This window comes from Blautia ammoniilytica (assembly GCF_025566965.1).
Taxonomy (GTDB): Bacteria; Bacillota; Clostridia; order Lachnospirales; family Lachnospiraceae; genus Blautia_A; species Blautia_A ammoniilytica.
Window position 1 is genome coordinate 86,162 of sequence record NZ_JAOQJL010000005.1, and the last position, 17,903, is coordinate 104,064.

Below are 17,903 nucleotides of genomic sequence, written 5' to 3' on the forward strand. Positions count from 1 at the left end.
CCTTTATATCTCTATTTGTAACTGTTCTGTAACCTCACAAGACTACCTGTTGAATAGTTACCTTTACTTTACAACTACATGCTTCTCCGACAAAGGACATCCTTCTTCAACTATTCCCGGCATTGTATTAATATTTTCCAGCAGCTGATTAAAAAAACGCCTCATCAGGCACAACTCAGTCTCGGAAAAATTTCTGAACAGATATTTCTCTGTCTCATGCATGGTGGCAAGCCCTTTCTGGATTACTTCATTGCCCTTGTCTGTCAGACGGATCCTGGTAATACGCTTGTCATGTTCATCCTGCTTCCTGCATACCATTCCCATCTTTTCCAGCCTTTGAATGCTGACCGTCACTGTAGGCGGCTTCACGCCCAAAATCTGAGCAATCTCTTTCTGGCTATATTCTTCATTTTTCCCCAGAATGGCAAGAATGGGGATCTGACTTGGATGAATCTCCAGTTCCTTCATCTTGCTGAAACACTTTCCCATATATCTCCTGTTTATTTCCAAAAACAAAGCCTGCATACTTTTTTGCCGGTCCTGTTTTTCTTCTCCCTCCAACACCTATTCACCTCCTGTTTCGTTTCATAAAATCAACCTCTCAAAAGTACCTCCTGCTGTTTTGCTTTTATTTTCCAGCCATCACCATTATTATTCATTTAGTCGGCTAAGTATATAAAATATACTTATGTTTGCGAGAATGCAAGTATTTTTTTCAGTTTTATAAAAATTTAATATTTGTTCGACTAACTATTTTCTCATGAATTATAGAAATACTACAACGTAATTTTCTGTTGCATATACAAAAAAAGAGGATGCCTGATCAGAGCGTATCAAATAATACCTCTGAAGCATCCTCTTTCTTATGCCTGATAATGATCAGATAAACTGATTGGTGTCTGAATCATAATGATAATCAATCTGATCCAGCTGGCTGATCAGATCCTTTTTCTTGATCCCCCTGCAGGTGCACAATGCCTCCAGGGACTCATAATAATCCCGCAACTGGGTATTCACATAACTTAGCAATATTACCGGATCCTTTGGTATCATGCATGGAATCTCCTTTTCTGCCTGTTACAGCATCATTTTCTGTCATCAGGAGCGCCCTGCACTCTGACAACAAACTCTCCATTCTCCACATCCAGCACAAGGGTATCACCTGTATGCACATCTCCGGAAAGGATCTTCTTTGCAGCCAGCGTTTCCACATAATTCTGCAGATAACGCTTCAGCGGTCTTGCACCGTATACAGGATCATAACCATTTTCGATCACATTTTCCTTTGCTGCCTCAGTCAGAGTCAGGGAAAGTTCCTGGTCAGAAAGACGTTTATCAAGGTCTTTTACCATCAGGTCTACTATGTTACCAATGTTTGCTTTTGTCAAGGGCTTAAACATAATTATTTCATCCAGACGGTTCAGAAACTCCGGACGGAAATGTGCCCGCAGGTCATCCATAACCTGTGTCTGAGCCTCTGGTCTGATCTGACCATTCTCATCAATACCATCCAGCAGATAAGGAGAACCGATATTCGATGTCATGATCAGGATCGTATTCTTGAAGTCCACTGTTCTTCCTTGAGAATCTGTGATACGCCCATCATCCAGCACCTGGAGCAGTACATTAAATACATCCGGATGTGCTTTTTCTATCTCATCAAACAGTACAACACTATATGGTTTTCTTCTCACAGCCTCTGTAAGCTGGCCCCCCTCTTCATAACCAACATATCCCGGAGGCGCTCCGATCAGTCTGGATACAGAATACTTCTCCATATATTCACTCATATCAATACGAACCATATTCTGCTCATCATCAAACAGCGTCTGAGCAAGTGTTTTGGCAAGTTCTGTCTTACCTACACCGGTAGGTCCGAGGAAAAGGAAGGAACCAATAGGCTTTGTAGGATCCTTGATCCCTGCCTTAGACCTGAGAATGGCATCGGTTACTCGGCGCACTCCTTCGTCCTGGCCCACCACACGTTTGTGCAGTTCATCTTCCAGGGTAAGAAGCTTAGCACGCTCTCCTTCTGTCAATCTTGCAACCGGTATCCCTGTCCATCTGGAAATAATCCTTGCAATCTCATCATCTGTAACAGCTTCATGAACAAGACGTCTGTCTCCTTCTTTAACGTCACGTTCCTCGATTTCCAGCTGCTGCTGAAGTCTTGGAAGCTCTCCATACTGAAGCTGTGCAGCCTTTTCCAAGTCATAACTCTGTTTTGCTTTCTGGATCTGTTTATTCACATCTTCAATCTGCTCACGCAGCTTCTGAAGCTTTTCCACAGACTTTTTCTCATTATCCCACTGAGCTTTCTGGGTATTAAATACATCCCTCAGATCTGCAAGCTCTTTCTGCAGGTCAGCAAGACGCTCCTGGCTTAAGTTATCCGTCTCTTTTTTCAGGGCTGACTCCTCAATCTCCAATTGCATAATCTTTCTGCGCTGCTCATCCAGCTCAGTAGGCATAGAATCCAATTCCGTCTTAATAAGTGCACAGGCTTCATCTACCAAGTCGATAGCCTTATCTGGAAGAAAACGATCCGTAATATATCTATGTGAAAGAGTTGCCGCTGCTACCAGGGCGCTATCTGTAATCTTAACTCCATGGAAAACCTCATACCGTTCCTTCAGTCCACGAAGAATAGAAATGGTATCTTCTACTGTAGGTTCATCTACCATAACTGGCTGGAAACGACGTTCCAGTGCAGCATCCTTCTCAATATACTGGCGATATTCATCCAAAGTGGTAGCGCCGATGCAATGAAGTTCTCCTCTTGCCAGCATAGGCTTTAACATATTACTGGCATCCATGGCTCCATCTGTCTTACCTGCTCCAACGATCAGGTGCAATTCATCAATAAACAGGATGATCCTGCCTTCGCTTTTCCTTACTTCTTCAAGAACAGCTTTCAGTCTTTCCTCAAATTCGCCTCTGTACTTGGCTCCTGCTACCAAAGCACCCATATCCAGGGAAAAAATCTTCTTTTCCTTCAGACCTTCCGGTACATCCCCTGCAACGATCCTCTGTGCAAGTCCCTCTACAACTGCAGTTTTACCTACACCAGGCTCACCAATAAGAACCGGGTTGTTCTTAGTCTTACGGGACAGGATCCGTACCACATTACGGATCTCTCCATCACGGCCGATCACCGGATCCAGTTTTTGATTTCTGGCCTTTTCCACCAGATCCTCGCCATATTTGGCAAGTGTATCATAAGTAGCCTCCGGATTGTCGCTGACCACTCTTTGATTTCCTCTTACAGTAGACAAAGCCTGCAAAAACCTTTCTCGTGTAATTCCAAATTCCTTCCAGATCTTTGTCATGCTTGGACTTGGATACTTTAACAGGGATAAAAACAGATGTTCCACGGATACATATTCATCCCCCATGGACTTGGCTTCATCCTCTGCATTTACCAGTGCTTTGTTCAGATACTGTCCAAAACGCAGTTCGCCGCCGGATACTTTTACTTTCTCGTCCAGTGCTTTTTCAACTGTATTAATAAAATAATCTTTATTGATATCCATCTTCTCGATCAGCTTCAGAATCAGGCTGTCTTCCTGCTTCAGAAGGGAATACAGCAGATGCTCCTGTTCAATCTCCTGATTGCCGTAAGAATAGGCAACCTTTTCCAGATTCTGCACTGCCTCAATGGACTTCTGTGTGAATTTACTGATGTTCATATACGTTCCTCCTCTCCGAATCCTTTTATATGGAAAAACTGCCGACAGACAGCCTCCTTCTAGAAGCTGTCCATCGGCATTTCATAATACGATCATCCTTCAATGGAAATATAACGTTTCTCTTCCACTTCCGGCTTAGCCTGTTTCTTTGGAAGTGTAAGCTTTAAGATCCCATGCTTGAATTCAGCTTTGATCTGCTCATTCTCAATATCCTCACCAATATAGAAGCTTCTCTGGCAAGCACCAGTATAACGTTCTCTGTGGATATAACGCCCGCTTTCTTTCTCCTTGGAATCCTGCTCCAGAGCCTTTGAAGCACTGATTGTCAGATATCCGTTTTTCTCTTCTACTTTGATCTCATCCTTTGTAAATCCCGGAAGATCGATCTCTAATTCAAAACTGTCATTTTTCTCTTTAATATCTGTCTTCATCAGATTAGCTGCGTGATGTCCATACAGCTTTCTCTCTGCCCTGTGGTCTGCCTTATCATCATAAAATGGAAATCCAAAAACATCATCCAGTAAACTGTCTGTAAAAATACTTGGTCTTAACATAAGTCATATCTCCTTTCAATGGACTTCTTACTTTATTTATTAAAATTCTTGTTATCTTTATAATCCATTTCCTTTGTTCTGTACGTAATATAACACGCGTTGTTAGCACTGTCAATAGATGAGTGCTAATTTTTTGTGAAGATTGTGTGAACGCTACGAGCCATGCACATTTACGTGAAAATCCCTCTTTCAAGCTTGCTTGATAAAGAGGGATTTTTCATGGAAATGTATAGGGCGACAGCCCCACAGCGAGGGAATTTATTCCCGAGCTGTGCATGGCGTATGACCCTTGTGAACCCGTGCTAATTTCCAGCTCACCGCCTGCTGCCTTGCATCCACAAATCTCTTATAAATACCATCCTGCTTCATTAGCTGCTCATGTGTTCCCTGCTGCACAATTCTCCCTTTGTCAACAACCACAATCTGGTCTGCATGTCTGACTGTTTTTAATCTGTGGGCAATCATAATAATCGTTTTTTCCTTTGTAAGAGCATCTACTGCATCCATCAGCTCCTTTTCATTCTCCGGATCAACATTAGCTGTTGCCTCATCTAATATAACGATTGGTGCGTCCTTCATGATTGCTCTGGCTATCGAAATACGCTGCTTCTCACCACCGGAAAGTGTAGCTCCTCCCTCTCCGATCACTGTATCGTATCCATCAGGAAGTTTGCTTATAAAATCATGACAGCACGCTTTTTTTGCCACTTCCACCACTTCCTCATGGCTTGCGTCCTGACGTCCGAATTTAATATTATTTTCAATGGTATCTGCAAACAAATACACAGACTGAAATACAAATGAAAAATTACGCATCAGACTGTTCATGCTGTAGTCTTTTACATTCACGCCTCCAAGTGTCACTTCCCCGGAATCCACATCCCAAAATCTGGCAATCAAATTGCAAAGGGTTGATTTTCCTCCACCAGATGGTCCAACGATCGCTGTCGTCATTTTCTGTGGGATAGAAAGCGATATATCATCAATAATCTTCCGTTTATCATAAGAAAATGAAATGTTAGAAAGTCTGATATCGTAATTTTCCGGCTGGATTTCTTTACCATCGATATCCATGGTGTCCAGCTCCAGTATTGCATTTGCTTTATCTACGCATACACTTACCACATGTAAAAGGGATGAATAATTTCCTGCGCATTCCAGGCTGGAATAAAGCATAAATGCTGAAATTGTCATACCAATCGCATAGACTGCACTCATAGTTTCATTGATATAAAAATATGCACTGCATGTCACGACCACAGCACCCGTGATTTTTGTTATCACGCTTTGCAGAAAATGATAGGGAACAAACAACATCTCCATCTTTGTATTAATTTTTTCGCATGCTTCATTTGCATCATTTAATCTTTTCGCTTGTTTTCCAAGCAGATTGTATGATTTTACTTCTGATATTCCCTGCAGATACTCCATAATCTGATTTACAAGCTCTGTATCACATACTACTTTTTGCTCTGAATCTTTTTTCCCTGCATTTTGCATTGCAGAATTGACACCAAAGAAAATAAGCACTCCTGCTGCAGCGATCAGTCCGATCCTCCAGTCAAAAACAAACAGCATAAAAATGATCATCGATGTTTCCAGGATTCCCTGCATGGTCAGCATGACCACTCTCGCAGCCACATCGCCAAGTATTTCCATTGTATTGGTTGTAATGGAAGAAATTTCCCCGATACTATTGGAATTATAATATCCCATCGGCAGATAGCGCAGGTGCTCTGCAATCTTGATTCTCATAAAAGCACTTGCATTATATCCACCTTCTGTCTGAAGTACTGTAGAATATCTCTTACAGATTACATCGACTACGATTGCAATGACCATAATCGCAACGGAGCCTCCAATATATTTCCCTGTCGGTTTTCCACTCAGCAAACCCATCAGTATGTACATAATAGCCGGAATCTTCATGGCTGAGGCAAGAGCCTCTATAAGTCCGATCACCATCGACAGTTTGAATTTATTGCTATTTTCCCTGCCTGAAAAACGAAAGAATTTTTTCAGAATTCCAAACATATCATTCTCCCTCCTTCACAGTATCTTTTACAGAAATATGGGCATTCCACATTTCCTTATAAAGTGGGCATGACACCAGAAGTTCCTCATGTGTGCCATGTGCTGTTACATTTCCATCATTTACAACAAAGATCTGGTCGCTGTCCTTAATGGTAGAAAGCCTGTGCGCTATTACGATCAATGTCTTCCCTGCTACCAGTTTTGCAATAGAATTCTGCAGGATCGCCTCATTTTCCGGATCTGTGTAAGCAGTTGCCTCATCAAGGATCACAATCGGAGCATCTTTTAACATCGCTCTTGCGATCGAGATGCGCTGTCTCTCGCCTCCTGACAGATGCCCTCCTGCACCTCCAACAACCGTATCAAATCCATTCTCCAGCTGCATGATAAATTCATAACATCCGCTTTTCTTTGTCACCTCAACGACCTGTTCATCAGTAGCATCTGGATTTCCCTGCCGGATATTTTCACGGACCGTTTCATTAAACAGATAATTATCCTGTGCAACATATGCAATTTTCCGGTTAAAATCTGAAAGTGCCATTTCTTTTACATCAACTCCGCCGATTTTAATGCTTCCAGAATCCACATCCCACAAGGATGCAATCAGCTTTGCAATGGTTGACTTTCCGCTTCCGGATGGTCCTACGATCGCATTTACCGTTCCTGCCTTTAATTCCATATTTATTCCGTGCAGGATTTCTTTGTCGTGATAACCAAAACTGACATCTTCTAGCGTAACGGAATTATCTTTTGGAACTCTTTCACTTTTCTCCGGACGTTCCAGTTCCGGCTGTTCCAGAATTCCTGCCACTTCACCAACGATCACCCCGATCTTGCCAAGATCATCTGTATAGGAACCCACTGTGATCAACGGTCCAACGATTCCAAGTGATAAAATAATACAGATGACAAAATCAGAAACCGCAAGTGTTCCATTCACTACATAATGTGCTCCAAACGGCAATACCGTAAGAAGCGTATAGGGTGTGACCACCATCATCAGTGCATGAAAGATTGAGCACCGCTTCATCCAGGAAATAAAAGAATCCGCATATGCCATAGCTGCCTTTGTAAATTTGGCATAAGAACTTTCTGTCTTTCCAAATGCCTTTATTACTTCGATTCCGTCAATATATTCCACTGCCGCATCATTCAGATCTTTTGTTGTCTGAACCGTTCTCTCGAAACTTGGCTTATAATCCAGCATCATTCCAAAATAAGAGAACAGTCCAACAATAACCGGCACCAATGACCAGAGTGCCAGCCTCCAGTCTGTCAGAAAGAAATAGATCAAAATCACAACCGGTGCCAGCAGATTGGATGTGAATTCCGGGACAATATGCGCCAGTGTCGTCTCGATACTGTCGATTCTCTCCACCATGATATTCTTAAATGTACCGGATGGTGTATCCTTCACATAACCCAGCGGCACCCGTGTCAATTTATCACAGCAGATTTTTCTTATATTTGCCAGTACCACAAACGTTGCTTTATGTGACAATGCTGTCGAGAGCGAATGAAACAGTTCTGCAATGATAAACGACAGTACAATGAAAACTGCTTTTGCAAAATATGGTTCAAACTCCTTTTCACCACTTAAAAACAGCTTTACTATATCTGCAATGATAAAATACGGGAAAATCTTAAAAATCACATTTCCTATTGCAAGTAACACACTCCATACATAGGCAATTCTTTTTTGTCCGGCCCATGTCAAGATCCAGCTGACTGCCGACTTCTTTTTTTCTTTCATATCTGTTTCTCCTTACTTTTGTTTTATTATTATTACTTTTATTTTATTATTATTTCTTTCGTTAGCATTTCCTAACTCATATATAATAAAATAGGTGGCTTACTGGCATTAGCCACCTGCATCAGTTATACCGGAAATTCAATATTCCACAATCGTTCCCAGCCGCCTGTATTAAATTCTTTCAGCTGATGCACATTTTTCTTTGCAGTCTCCCTGTCTATATCATGCTCAATGATCTGAAATATTGACGAAAAGAATCCCGTATAGATCATATGCATAAGGCTTTCCTCTACAACCGGTATTTTTACACCGGCCTCTTTCATTTTTTCCATATATTTCAGACTGGACTTCTTTTCCCGCTCCACCATATTATGTATGAATAATTCAAATTTTCCACTGTCTCCGCATTTCAACAATAATCTGAAATTATCATAATGATCATAGATATAATCAATCATCTGCTCCATCCCATCACTGGATGTATCCGACATATTCCTTGTCTGATCACTGGCTGAAAGCTTTTCAAACGCCTCAACGATCTGGTCATAAATCTGATAAATATGTTCCATATATGGATCCGTCAGTGCATCAAAAAGTGCTTCTTTCGTCGGATAATATTTGTAAAATGCGCCAGTAGTAAGCCCTGCATCTTTTACAATGTTTCTTAAAGACGCTCCCGTCAAACCATCTTTCAGGAAATGTTTTCTGGCTGTATCTAATATGTTTTTTTGTGTATCTTCTGCTTTCGTCGACATTCTTTTCGTATCCTCTAAACTTCTCCCCAAAATATAACAGTGCTATATAGCACTGTTATATTTTAACTCGTTACAGGATTTTGTCAAGTCTACTGTTTAGATTTTTTTATTTTTCCTGTGTATTCAGTTTCCACCCCGCAGATGCATTCTGCAGTTTTACAAGTCTGTTCTATTCAAACAGATTTTCTTTATCTATCTACTTTCTTCCATTTTGTAACAGCGTTTCTTACCCGCTGGTCAATATCCAGACGTGCTCTGCGGCATTCTTTCGGATATTTTCTTGCTGCCTGAAATGCCAGTTTCACAAAGAGTCCGGATCCAACTGGGAGCATTGTCTTTAGCATGTCCTCCGGAAAAACGAAATGAGTTCCATGCTCATAGATTACAAACTCTAATCTACAAGTATGCGGACGTTCTTTTATACGCTGCTTCATTCGGCGGATGTATTTTGCAGTATCCCACAACACATCATCTTCCGCACCAATCAGCAATAATGTTCCATTGATCTTTTCAATCTTGATCATCTCGTCTTCTTGGATTGGATGAGCCTTTTCCGAATCATCAAACAGTTTTCTTGAATTGATCATATCACCGGTTCGCTTTGTTTCTTTCTCAATCACATGCCAGTAATCCGGATGTTTATAACAAAACGGCATATACGGAAGTGATTCTCCTTTATATGAAAAAAGAGATTCTCCCTCAATCGGCCATTCCTTACAACCATCTTTTTTTCCCTGCATAAATCCCTGCCAGATAAAATCACTGGGTGTCAGACCAATCGTTAATGTGATATCTTCAAAATAAGAAGCGGCAGTTAAGGCAAGTGTTCCTGTAGTAGATGCCCCGACAATTCCTATCTTCTGATTACCATGCACTTTTAACCAATCGATTGCTTTCTCTATACGTTCCAGCGGATAATTATGATGTCCATAATCCTTTTTTCCAGGTGACATTGTCATCACATTCACACCCAGTTTATGTAACCATTTCACAGATGTACGCGCCAGATAATCCTCCGAGTCATCTCCGATCATGGCAATCATTGCACAGTCTGATCCTGTTTTGCATTTCCAATATGCACCATAAAATCCATCTGATTCCACATCAAAATGCCTTTTCTTCATCTTTATCATCTCCTCGTAAAATAATATCAGCTCCTTTCCATTCTTAACTCCCCATGTGAATTTTGCATTGCTTCCCTCTATGGATTTCTCTTTCATTGTCTATTGCCTTCTCCCATAGGTTTTCTTACAACACAATGCATCCTCATACCTTTACGGATTTCAAATTTTTCTACTTTTAGTCCTGCTTTTCTTTTTGTAAACTCGTTGATTGATAATTTTATGTATTCTTCGTTTTTCATGTCTTTACCTCCAATCATACCAGGCTCCATAAATCAATACTCTCATAGAAATCCGTCTTCTTTTTCATTTTCAAGTAAACTGACGGTGCCGACGTTAGTATTGCCTAACCTGTATTTTTCAAAAAACCGTGTGAAAACAAAACTGTAATTCCACACGGTTTCTTTTCTTATGCATTCAGTATATCACTTTTACCTGATTTATCAACCAGATTTCGTCTTCAAAAGATAAATTCTAAGCAGCTTGGTTTTCCGTCAAGAATATAGGTCTGTGCTGATTGGCAGCCCCTACCCATGCGATTCTGCGGAAGTATCACCTGATATACTGAATTTCCATGGTTTTTCAAATAATCTTTGCGAAGAAAACCATACTTGCTGCTCATTAACTGTAATTAATTCTTCTGTTTTTTATTTTGTTACAGTTACCGTTACCGTAAATTTCTTTTTACCGGATTTCACTGTGATCTTAGCTTTTCCAGCCTTCTTTGCTGTGATCACGCCTTTGCCGCTTACTGCTACGATCTTCTTGTTGGAAGTGCTGTAAGTAAACTTCTGTTTGGATGTGATCGGTGTGCGTACCGGCTTTAATGTAAGCTTTTTGCCCTTCTTAAGAGTTACCTTGGACTTTAAGCCGCTGATCTTGCTGGTGGTTACTGTGCTCTTCTGCACCTTAACGGTGATATTCTTTTTCAGGCCGCTGGCAAGTGTAATAGTCAATGTTGCCTTTCCAGTCTTCTTTCCTGCTGTAATAACACCCTTACTGGATACAGTGAAGATCTTTGTGTTACCTGACTTCCAGGATTTTACAGAATCTCCCTTTGCCAGTCCGCTGACCTTCAGGGCACTTGTCTTCTGTTTTACCTTCAGTGGAAGTGTAGTTGCATTTACTTTGATGGTTGCCTTCAGCTTCGCGCCGTTGTCTCTCGTTTCTTCCTGCTTGCAAACGCTGCAGGTACGTGCTTCTTTCTCCGGGGCAAATACAGTTGCATCAGATACTTTCTCCCAATTTCCAAACTGATGACCTGTTGCAGGAATGGTTTCTGTTTTTGTCTCTCCGCATTCACATGTAAATATGCGGACACCAGCAATTGTACAGGTTGCATCTTTTATCACTGTGCCACTTCCCCAGCTGTGCTGATGATCTGCTGACGTGTTTTCCTTTGTATAATTATCAGTATAATGGAAAATAATTTCATCCCCATCTGATAATTTGTAATCACATGCTCCTACATCTGCATCTTTTCCATTTACACTGTATAGCCAGCCAGACTTTTTACCATTGGTAAATTCGCCAAGCTTTACACCATTACTGTTTGTTACGGATGAAATATAAGTGCCTTCATATCTCTTTTCGCAGGTCATTCCTGCTGCTGCCAGCGCTGCGTCAATGGCTTCCATAGCTGTAGAAGCTTTTGCCACACGGTATTCAGCCTGTGCAGCCCAGACAGTCAGATTATTTCTGGACAATACATGGATCTGTCCATCTTCATCACTGTTATGTACTTCATCACCCAGAACAGATACCATAACGCTTACATATTCACCTTTTACTGCCCAATAAGTTGTCTTTCCACTGCGATATGCATCAAGAGCCTGTAATACCTGCACAGTAGACATTTCCTGTGATTTTCCAACATTCATATTATGAGAAAATCCACCATCTGCCTGCTGATATTTCATCAGGTTAGTGATCAGGTTAAAATCAGGTGTACCAAATCCGCCTTCTACAGAAGTTGGATCAATGCCAAGACAGGTAAGGGCAAGCAGTACCTGTGCTGTAGATTCTGCAGTGCCATATCCAAAGTCATCTCTCTGCTGATCCTGGAGATATACCAGAGCCTTATCAACCGCTTCTTTTACACCTACACGGTTCTGATATGGTGCCAGGGCCTGTAATACCATAGCCGTCATATCTACGCTGGCTGATTCATTTTCTGTTAATCCAAATCCGCCATTTGCATTCTGGAATTTCAGCAACTCTGCGATCATGGCTGACCTTGACCATTTTGCAGCAGATGGAATGGTGATATTTGCAGCATCCAGTGCAAGCAGCGCATATGCAAGCTCGTTGGATCCGTCTGTCAGATTCCCAGAATTGTAAATCATGGCAGCCAGATTAACGCCATCTACATCTGTAATGTCTTTTCCAAGTCTGGCAAGTGCCAGGGCAGTACGCTCAATATCCGTTGGTTTCTTTGTTTCGTCCCAGTTCGTTACTTCTGTAGCAACAGACGTATAATATGCATTTTTTACTTCTTCGCTCAGTTCCTTATTGCCCTGAAGCATAGCATAGATCAGCCATTCATTACCATACGCGTAGCCCTTGTCATTATGGCTGCTCTCAATGTAATCCAGTGCATTGTCTGCACCTTCATTTGCTTTTGCAATTACATCAACTCCGGTTCCGCTTCCTTTTGTTACTGTAATGGTGATGGTAACTGGCTCCACATTGTTTTTGTTGTCAATCGGTGTTCCGGTTGCCGTTACAGTACCTTCTGACAGGCCCATTACCTGATATTCTGCAACAGGAAAGTAAGAACCGTAATCCGGATCACTTACATTGTAATTTCCATTCTTCTTCCAGTATCCGCTTCCGGTTCTGACTACCTGAGCAATACCTTTCTTGCTGTAAGTCCATTTCAGTGCAGGCTCTGTAACATCATATCCCTGCTCATCCAGTTCTCCTGTCACTACCGGTTTGAATGTGTCACTGTTCTTTCCTGCTTCTACAGTGATCTCTTTGTCTGCCTCTGCAAGCTCCACAGATTTTACATTATTCTTATATACAAATGTTACAGTACTGTCACCGGAAACCGTCTTTGTTTCTCCGGTCAGGGGATTTGTATCCTCAATCGTTGCGGTAAAGGTTACGGTTCCTGCCTGCTTTGGCACATATCCCTTTTCCCCGCTGGTGTAGTACGCAATAGTTCCTTCCGGATCGTCACTGGTAATGGTTACTTTATCTGCATTTGTAGCATTCGCAGGTGTGACGATCGCTGATCCAAGGATCGGGTTAAATGCCACTCTTCCGTCCGTCTCCTGTCCGTCACTGTTGGCATTTCTGGTATGGATTTCTTTTGTTCCTGAAATTGCAGGTGTAACTGACTCTACCGGAACATAGGCAGATGTTACAATTATAGTCTTCTTCATTTCAGGCTGATTTTTGGCTGTTACTGTAAAGGTTGCTGTTCCAGGATTTTTAAAAGCAAATCCGCTGGAGCTGTTCACACGGTTACTGAGTAATTTTGCGCCCTCTTCATCAGCTGTATAGGTAAAAGATGCATAAGATACATCCTGATAAGCATCATTTTCCTGATACTGTGCTTTTACAACAATTCTCTTATACTCTGACCCCTGTACGGTAAATGATCCGTCTGTTACATCTTCGCCGTCAATATACAGCTTGATATCTGTCAGCTTCTGTCTGGAAGAACGGACTGCTACAGAAGCCAGAAGCTCACTGCTTCCGTCACTGTTATTCTGAGTGGCGGTCACAACTGCTACTCCTGTTCCGCTGACACAGAATAATCCCTCATCATAAACAGCAAAAGCACTTTCCGGTTTTCTCTGGGAGAATCCCCATGACACACTGCTTCCCTTGGGTGCTGTATAGTCCTGTAAAGAAAAGGTTCCTGCCACATTCGCCATACCCACTGCATCTGGTGATACTTCCAGGCGTCCATCCTCTAATGTAACGGCCTCTGTTCCGTTATAAGCCTGAAATGCGATAGGATACTTGTTTTCTCCTGTTTCCGGCCATTTAAAGCTTCCTGGTGTGTAAGACTGGTTCTCTCCAAAATATGGATATCCATCACTTCCCTGACCCCAGGAAGTTCCGTTGTCACCTTTATTGGCATTTAATTTTTCAACCAGATCCAGAGTTTTCATGTCCTCCTCAGACATGGCACCTGAACCGCTGCCTAAAGTATCTACCCAGTAGCAGTTCTTAATCACTGCCGCCCCGGTCTGGTTGCTGCTGCTGTTGCAAAGTGCACCCTTTCCGTTATCACCGATTGCAATACAGTTTGCGATCACGCCTGCACAGTCCTGTGAAGCAGTGGCTCCCATATAAGCTCCGGTTTTTCCAATAAAGCCAGCCACATTGCTTCCACTGATGTCACTTCGGCAGTTCAGGATTGAAGCCCCGTAAGCAGTCTTACCAAAGGGTCCTGTAACCTCAGTGCCGGTCATTGTTCCTGTTACGTTCACATTCTGCACGATTGCACCTGCCGTCAGGGAAGCAAAGACAGCTCCGGCCTGTTCAAATGTAATGGTATGGCCCTTACCATCCAGTACACCTGCAAAAGCCTCATAATTCATGTAATCAGAAACAGCCATATAACCGCTGTCAATGGTAATGTCCTGTGTTAAAACAAAATATTTTCCTTTTGCATTGGCCATCTTTGCAAAATCTGCCTGAGATGCAATCGGTGTTGCATTTTCCGGAATGGATACCGGCTTTACAATTGTCTCTTTTTTCAGCCCTGCGATAGCCTTTGTAATCTTATCTGCAGCACTGTTGATCTCTTCCTGAGAGGCTTCTGTCTGTTCTTTTAATGCATTCCCTTCTGCCACCGCATCTTCCAGTGCCTTCCAGGTATCTGCTTTATACTCTTCTTTATTTAAGACTCCTGCCTGTTCCAGTGCACTGTCAAGGGCTGCCCAGCTTACCTCTGCCACTCCCTCTTTCAGAACCGGATAGCTGCCCTCTGCATATGCAAACACATAACCGGTTCCTGCAATTGCTGTATTAAGAAGAGCAACAATCCCTTCACTCTTCATTTCTGCATCCGTCTTGCTGGCACAATTTGTCTGCTGTAATTCTGGTTTATTTATTCCAAACGCATCCAAAGAATTTATAAAATAACAGTTGCTGACCTTGGATTCTGCTGAATTGTTATAGGATGCAATACCATGCACCATCATATAAGAATCTCCACTGCCTGCAAAGTAACAGTTCTGTATGGTTCCTCCGGTCATTTTTCCTACCAGTCCGCCTACCTCAGACATGAAACCATCATCCTTAATACCTACAACAGAATAGCTGTTACGTAATGTTCCGGTAAGAGTATCTGCGATTACTCCTTTATGATCCTCAGATACAGTAACACTTCCCTTTACTCCCAGGTTCTGGATCGTTCCGGATACATTCACTGCCAGTGCACTGCCTGACAGTGTGATGGTATGCCCCTGTCCATCCAGGGTTCCTGCCAGGTTCTTGATCTGCTGGCCATTTGATAAAGTAATATCCTTCTCCAGTTTATATGTATCGCCTGCCAGGATCTCTGTTGGGAATTCAGAAGCATCTGCATCCTGTACCATGGTTTCCCCATCATACAGATCTGTCTGGGCATCCTCTGTTCCGTCCTGGAACAGTTCCTCATCCTCTGATCCTGCTACTTCCTGTGGCTCATCCACAAACTCATCTGCAGTAACTTCTTCATAGTCTGTTGCTTCCCCTGCAGTATCATCCGCATCTATCACATCCACTACCTGTGCCGGCAGTTCCGATGTGAGAAGCGCTTCTGACTCTGCCAGGGCGATCATCGGCTCGTTAAGGGATAACAAACCGATCATCACAATACTGAGTAACTGCTTTACATACTTTTTGTTCCTCATTCCATTCCTCTCCTTGTTTTTATTCGTTTTTTATTCAGACAAAATCAGATTTCGGTTCCTTATCCACATGGCCTTTGGCTCATTATCCGCAAAAATAAAAACAGGTAACAAGCCTCCCCTTATTTATAGAGGAAACTTCGTTACCTGATAGTCATTCGTCATGCAGAATTGATTTACCTTATTTTACAGATATCCGACCGCCGACTTTACGGCAATGCACCTTCCTGTATCAGAATTTCACTGATTCTCAAAACATCTGTACTTCTCTATTCTATTTTGTCCCACTGGTTTGTGATTATATGGTACATTTTCCAGTCTGTCAAGCCTTTAACATTTTTTTTAATAACCTTTCACAAATTTTTCTATTTTCCTTGCCTTTTCTTCATTTATCCCTTATATTAGAAATAACTGAATAACTTAAACTAATTACCGGTTTTAAGTTCTGTATGCCATGGTATGTCTGATACCAGGTATACAGCCAAGAGGGAATCAGGTGAGAATCCTGGACAGTCGTGCTGCTGTATACGTGCAGTTACTGCTCATATCCATTGCAGATTTTCTGTGAGAAGGCGGACAGTGACGTTACTGCGTAAGTCAGAATACCTGCTTAAAGCTCCTGCCATTACCTACACGCAATGGGGATATGGAGAGGTGGTTTTATTTGTGTACCATTCTCTCTGACCTTTCTTCTGCGGCGGTAATCCAGGCATGCCCTATATATCCGGTAAATGTCTATTGATCTATTATGACTTCGTTGCGGAAGAAGCCTTTTTTCATCTTGCAAAGGAGTTTTTTTATGTATTACAGTACAACATCTGCCAATCATCGTATTATTACCAGAAACAATGTCTGTCGTTATCTTTCTCAAAACACACGCATTCCGGATCATATTTACGGGATTGCGACAGAAGCTTTTCAAAAAAAAGCCATCATCCGTACTATTCAATTTCCAAAATCACTCCACAGGATCGGTGCCAGAGCCTTTCTTGGATGTAATTCCCTTCAGGAAATCACCTTGCCTGACCAGGTCACACAGATCGGACCAGGCGCATTTTCCAAATGTGATTCTCTTTTGCAGGCCAATATACCAGGATCCCTGGATGATCTTCCACAAGGGCTTTTCCTGGAAAGCCGTAAACTGCACACTGTATATTTTCATCCTGACAGCCAGATCCGGACAATCCGCAAAAACACCTTTTGGGAATGCAAATCATTGTCATCCCTGGTATTACCGGACAGTGTAACCAATATTGATGACCGTGCTTTCTACCGGTGCCGCTCCCTGCAGACCATATCTTTTCCCCAAAATCTGAAACGGATCGGTGAACAGGCTTTTTATTTCTGCAATTTTGCTTCCTTGGAGCTTCCGGATTCCCTGGAAATCCTGGATAACAGTGCTTTTTTCAAATGCAATAACCTGGAACATGTACGTCTTCCCCAGAATGTACGCCACATTGGAAAATGGGTATTCCATGGCTGCAACCGGCTGAAATACCTGGAAATCCGGCATGATCCTGAATTTATAGGAGACTGGATCATAAACCGTTCTTCCACTATCCGGTGTTATCGCAATTCCAAGGCAGACCAGTATTGCCGGGAATCCGGCTTCAAAGTAGAATATCTGGATTGATTTTTCTCATATTTATCCACTGATGCAACCCTGAGTGCTTGTGCAAAATCTTCTTGATGAAGTCTGCACGGAACCGGCAAGCCATTAATTACTTTATTACTTGATATTTCCTACAATTTCTCCAACAAATTCATTTTCGCCTTTGATTTCAATTTCAAGTCGAGCTGTTACTCACCACCTGAAAGAGGTGGGAGTCTTCTCGACTGAGATAAACTGCTAATGTTCTCATCATTTTATCCTCGTTGCTCTACTAATAAGTCTAATCCTAAAATATTAATTAGCCGGATTGTTTTTTCAATTTCAGCTGTAGGTTTTCCGCGTTCCAAATCAGAAATAAAAGTAACAGAAAGACCTGTGAAATCAGATAAATATGATTGTGTATAATTTAATTCTTTTCTTCTTTCACGAATCGCTTGACCTAATGATTTTGAGTCTGTAATTTTCATAGTCCATCTCCTTACTATGCCGTACGGCAAAAATACTTGTTTTAAGTATATTATTAGCCG

12 protein-coding genes and 1 riboswitch are annotated in these 17,903 nt (G+C 42.0%); of the genes, 1 reads left to right on the forward strand and 11 read right to left on the reverse strand.

Going from position 1 to position 17,903, the window contains the following annotated elements:
• Window positions 1–63 precede the first annotated feature (63 nt).
• The 10 genes from OCV61_RS03805 to OCV61_RS03850 all read right to left on the reverse strand — a co-directional run bounded on the left by OCV61_RS03805 (window position 64) and on the right by OCV61_RS03850 (window position 15,767).
• Entirely contained in the window at window positions 64–564 is a 501-nt protein-coding gene (locus OCV61_RS03805; RefSeq protein WP_158420727.1) for a MarR family winged helix-turn-helix transcriptional regulator, read from the reverse strand.
• Between the two features lie 315 nt (window positions 565–879).
• Entirely contained in the window at window positions 880–1,053 is a 174-nt protein-coding gene (locus OCV61_RS03810; protein ID WP_158420728.1) for a DUF4250 domain-containing protein, read from the reverse strand.
• Window positions 1,054–1,085: 32 nt separating this feature from the next.
• Window positions 1,086–3,689, reverse strand: a complete 2,604-nt coding sequence (clpB, locus tag OCV61_RS03815; RefSeq protein WP_158420729.1) for an ATP-dependent chaperone ClpB — start codon at window positions 3,687–3,689, stop codon at window positions 1,086–1,088.
• Window positions 3,690–3,781: 92 nt separating this feature from the next.
• The gene (locus OCV61_RS03820; protein WP_158420730.1) at window positions 3,782–4,243 is read right to left on the reverse strand and encodes an Hsp20/alpha crystallin family protein; all 462 of its coding nucleotides are present in this window, start codon (window positions 4,241–4,243) and stop codon (window positions 3,782–3,784) included.
• Window positions 4,244–4,501: 258 nt separating this feature from the next.
• A complete protein-coding gene (locus tag OCV61_RS03825; RefSeq protein WP_158420731.1) occupies window positions 4,502–6,277 on the reverse strand; it encodes an ABC transporter ATP-binding protein in 1,776 nt (591 codons plus the stop codon).
• A gap of 1 nt (window position 6,278) precedes the next feature.
• Window positions 6,279–8,033 carry an ABC transporter ATP-binding protein gene (locus OCV61_RS03830; protein WP_158420732.1) on the reverse strand — a complete coding sequence of 585 codons (1,755 nt, stop codon included), beginning with the start codon at window positions 8,031–8,033 and terminating at the stop codon, window positions 6,279–6,281.
• Between the two features lie 125 nt (window positions 8,034–8,158).
• Window positions 8,159–8,788 (reverse strand): TetR/AcrR family transcriptional regulator, encoded by a 630-nt coding sequence (locus OCV61_RS03835; protein ID WP_158420733.1) that lies wholly within the window; start codon window positions 8,786–8,788, stop codon window positions 8,159–8,161.
• A gap of 188 nt (window positions 8,789–8,976) precedes the next feature.
• The gene (locus OCV61_RS03840) at window positions 8,977–10,008 is read right to left on the reverse strand and encodes an acyl-CoA thioester hydrolase/BAAT C-terminal domain-containing protein (protein WP_330382879.1); all 1,032 of its coding nucleotides are present in this window, start codon (window positions 10,006–10,008) and stop codon (window positions 8,977–8,979) included.
• Complete coding sequence (locus tag OCV61_RS03845; RefSeq protein WP_173726951.1) at window positions 10,005–10,151, reverse strand: hypothetical protein; 147 nt, start codon at window positions 10,149–10,151, stop codon at window positions 10,005–10,007. The genes OCV61_RS03840 and OCV61_RS03845 overlap by 4 nt, the downstream gene beginning before the upstream one ends.
• A gap of 405 nt (window positions 10,152–10,556) precedes the next feature.
• Window positions 10,557–15,767, reverse strand: coding sequence for a DUF4430 domain-containing protein (locus OCV61_RS03850; protein WP_158420734.1), 5,211 nt, complete (start codon window positions 15,765–15,767; stop codon window positions 10,557–10,559).
• 421 nt (window positions 15,768–16,188) lie between these two features.
• A riboswitch (cobalamin riboswitch) is annotated at window positions 16,189–16,392 on the forward strand.
• 171 nt (window positions 16,393–16,563) lie between these two features.
• Here OCV61_RS03850 and OCV61_RS03855 point away from each other — a divergent pair.
• A complete protein-coding gene (locus OCV61_RS03855) occupies window positions 16,564–17,397 on the forward strand; it encodes a leucine-rich repeat domain-containing protein (RefSeq protein ID WP_262582666.1) in 834 nt (277 codons plus the stop codon).
• A 233-nt stretch (window positions 17,398–17,630) separates the two neighbouring features.
• Here OCV61_RS03855 and OCV61_RS03860 read toward each other — a convergent pair whose 3' ends face one another.
• Window positions 17,631–17,843 (reverse strand): helix-turn-helix domain-containing protein, encoded by a 213-nt coding sequence (locus tag OCV61_RS03860; protein WP_158420736.1) that lies wholly within the window; start codon window positions 17,841–17,843, stop codon window positions 17,631–17,633.
• Window positions 17,844–17,903 lie beyond the last annotated feature (60 nt).

Bases quoted from the DNA above. Each gene is read 5' to 3' on its own strand.
- clpB (WP_158420729.1), bottom strand. From the start codon at position 3,689: ATGAACATCAGTAAATTCACACAGAAGTCCATTGAGGCAGTGCAGAAT.
- OCV61_RS03845 (WP_173726951.1), bottom strand. From the start codon at position 10,151: ATGAAAAACGAAGAATACATAAAATTATCAATCAACGAGTTTACAAAA.
- OCV61_RS03835 (WP_158420733.1), bottom strand. From the start codon at position 8,788: ATGTCGACGAAAGCAGAAGATACACAAAAAAACATATTAGATACAGCC.
- OCV61_RS03810 (WP_158420728.1), bottom strand. From the start codon at position 1,053: ATGATACCAAAGGATCCGGTAATATTGCTAAGTTATGTGAATACCCAG.
- OCV61_RS03850 (WP_158420734.1), bottom strand. From the start codon at position 15,767: ATGAGGAACAAAAAGTATGTAAAGCAGTTACTCAGTATTGTGATGATC.
- OCV61_RS03860 (WP_158420736.1), bottom strand. From the start codon at position 17,843: ATGAAAATTACAGACTCAAAATCATTAGGTCAAGCGATTCGTGAAAGA.
- OCV61_RS03825 (WP_158420731.1), bottom strand. From the start codon at position 6,277: ATGTTTGGAATTCTGAAAAAATTCTTTCGTTTTTCAGGCAGGGAAAAT.
- OCV61_RS03820 (WP_158420730.1), bottom strand. From the start codon at position 4,243: ATGTTAAGACCAAGTATTTTTACAGACAGTTTACTGGATGATGTTTTT.
- OCV61_RS03855 (WP_262582666.1), top strand. From the start codon at position 16,564: ATGTATTACAGTACAACATCTGCCAATCATCGTATTATTACCAGAAAC.
- OCV61_RS03840 (WP_330382879.1), bottom strand. From the start codon at position 10,008: ATGAAAGAGAAATCCATAGAGGGAAGCAATGCAAAATTCACATGGGGA.
- OCV61_RS03830 (WP_158420732.1), bottom strand. From the start codon at position 8,033: ATGAAAGAAAAAAAGAAGTCGGCAGTCAGCTGGATCTTGACATGGGCC.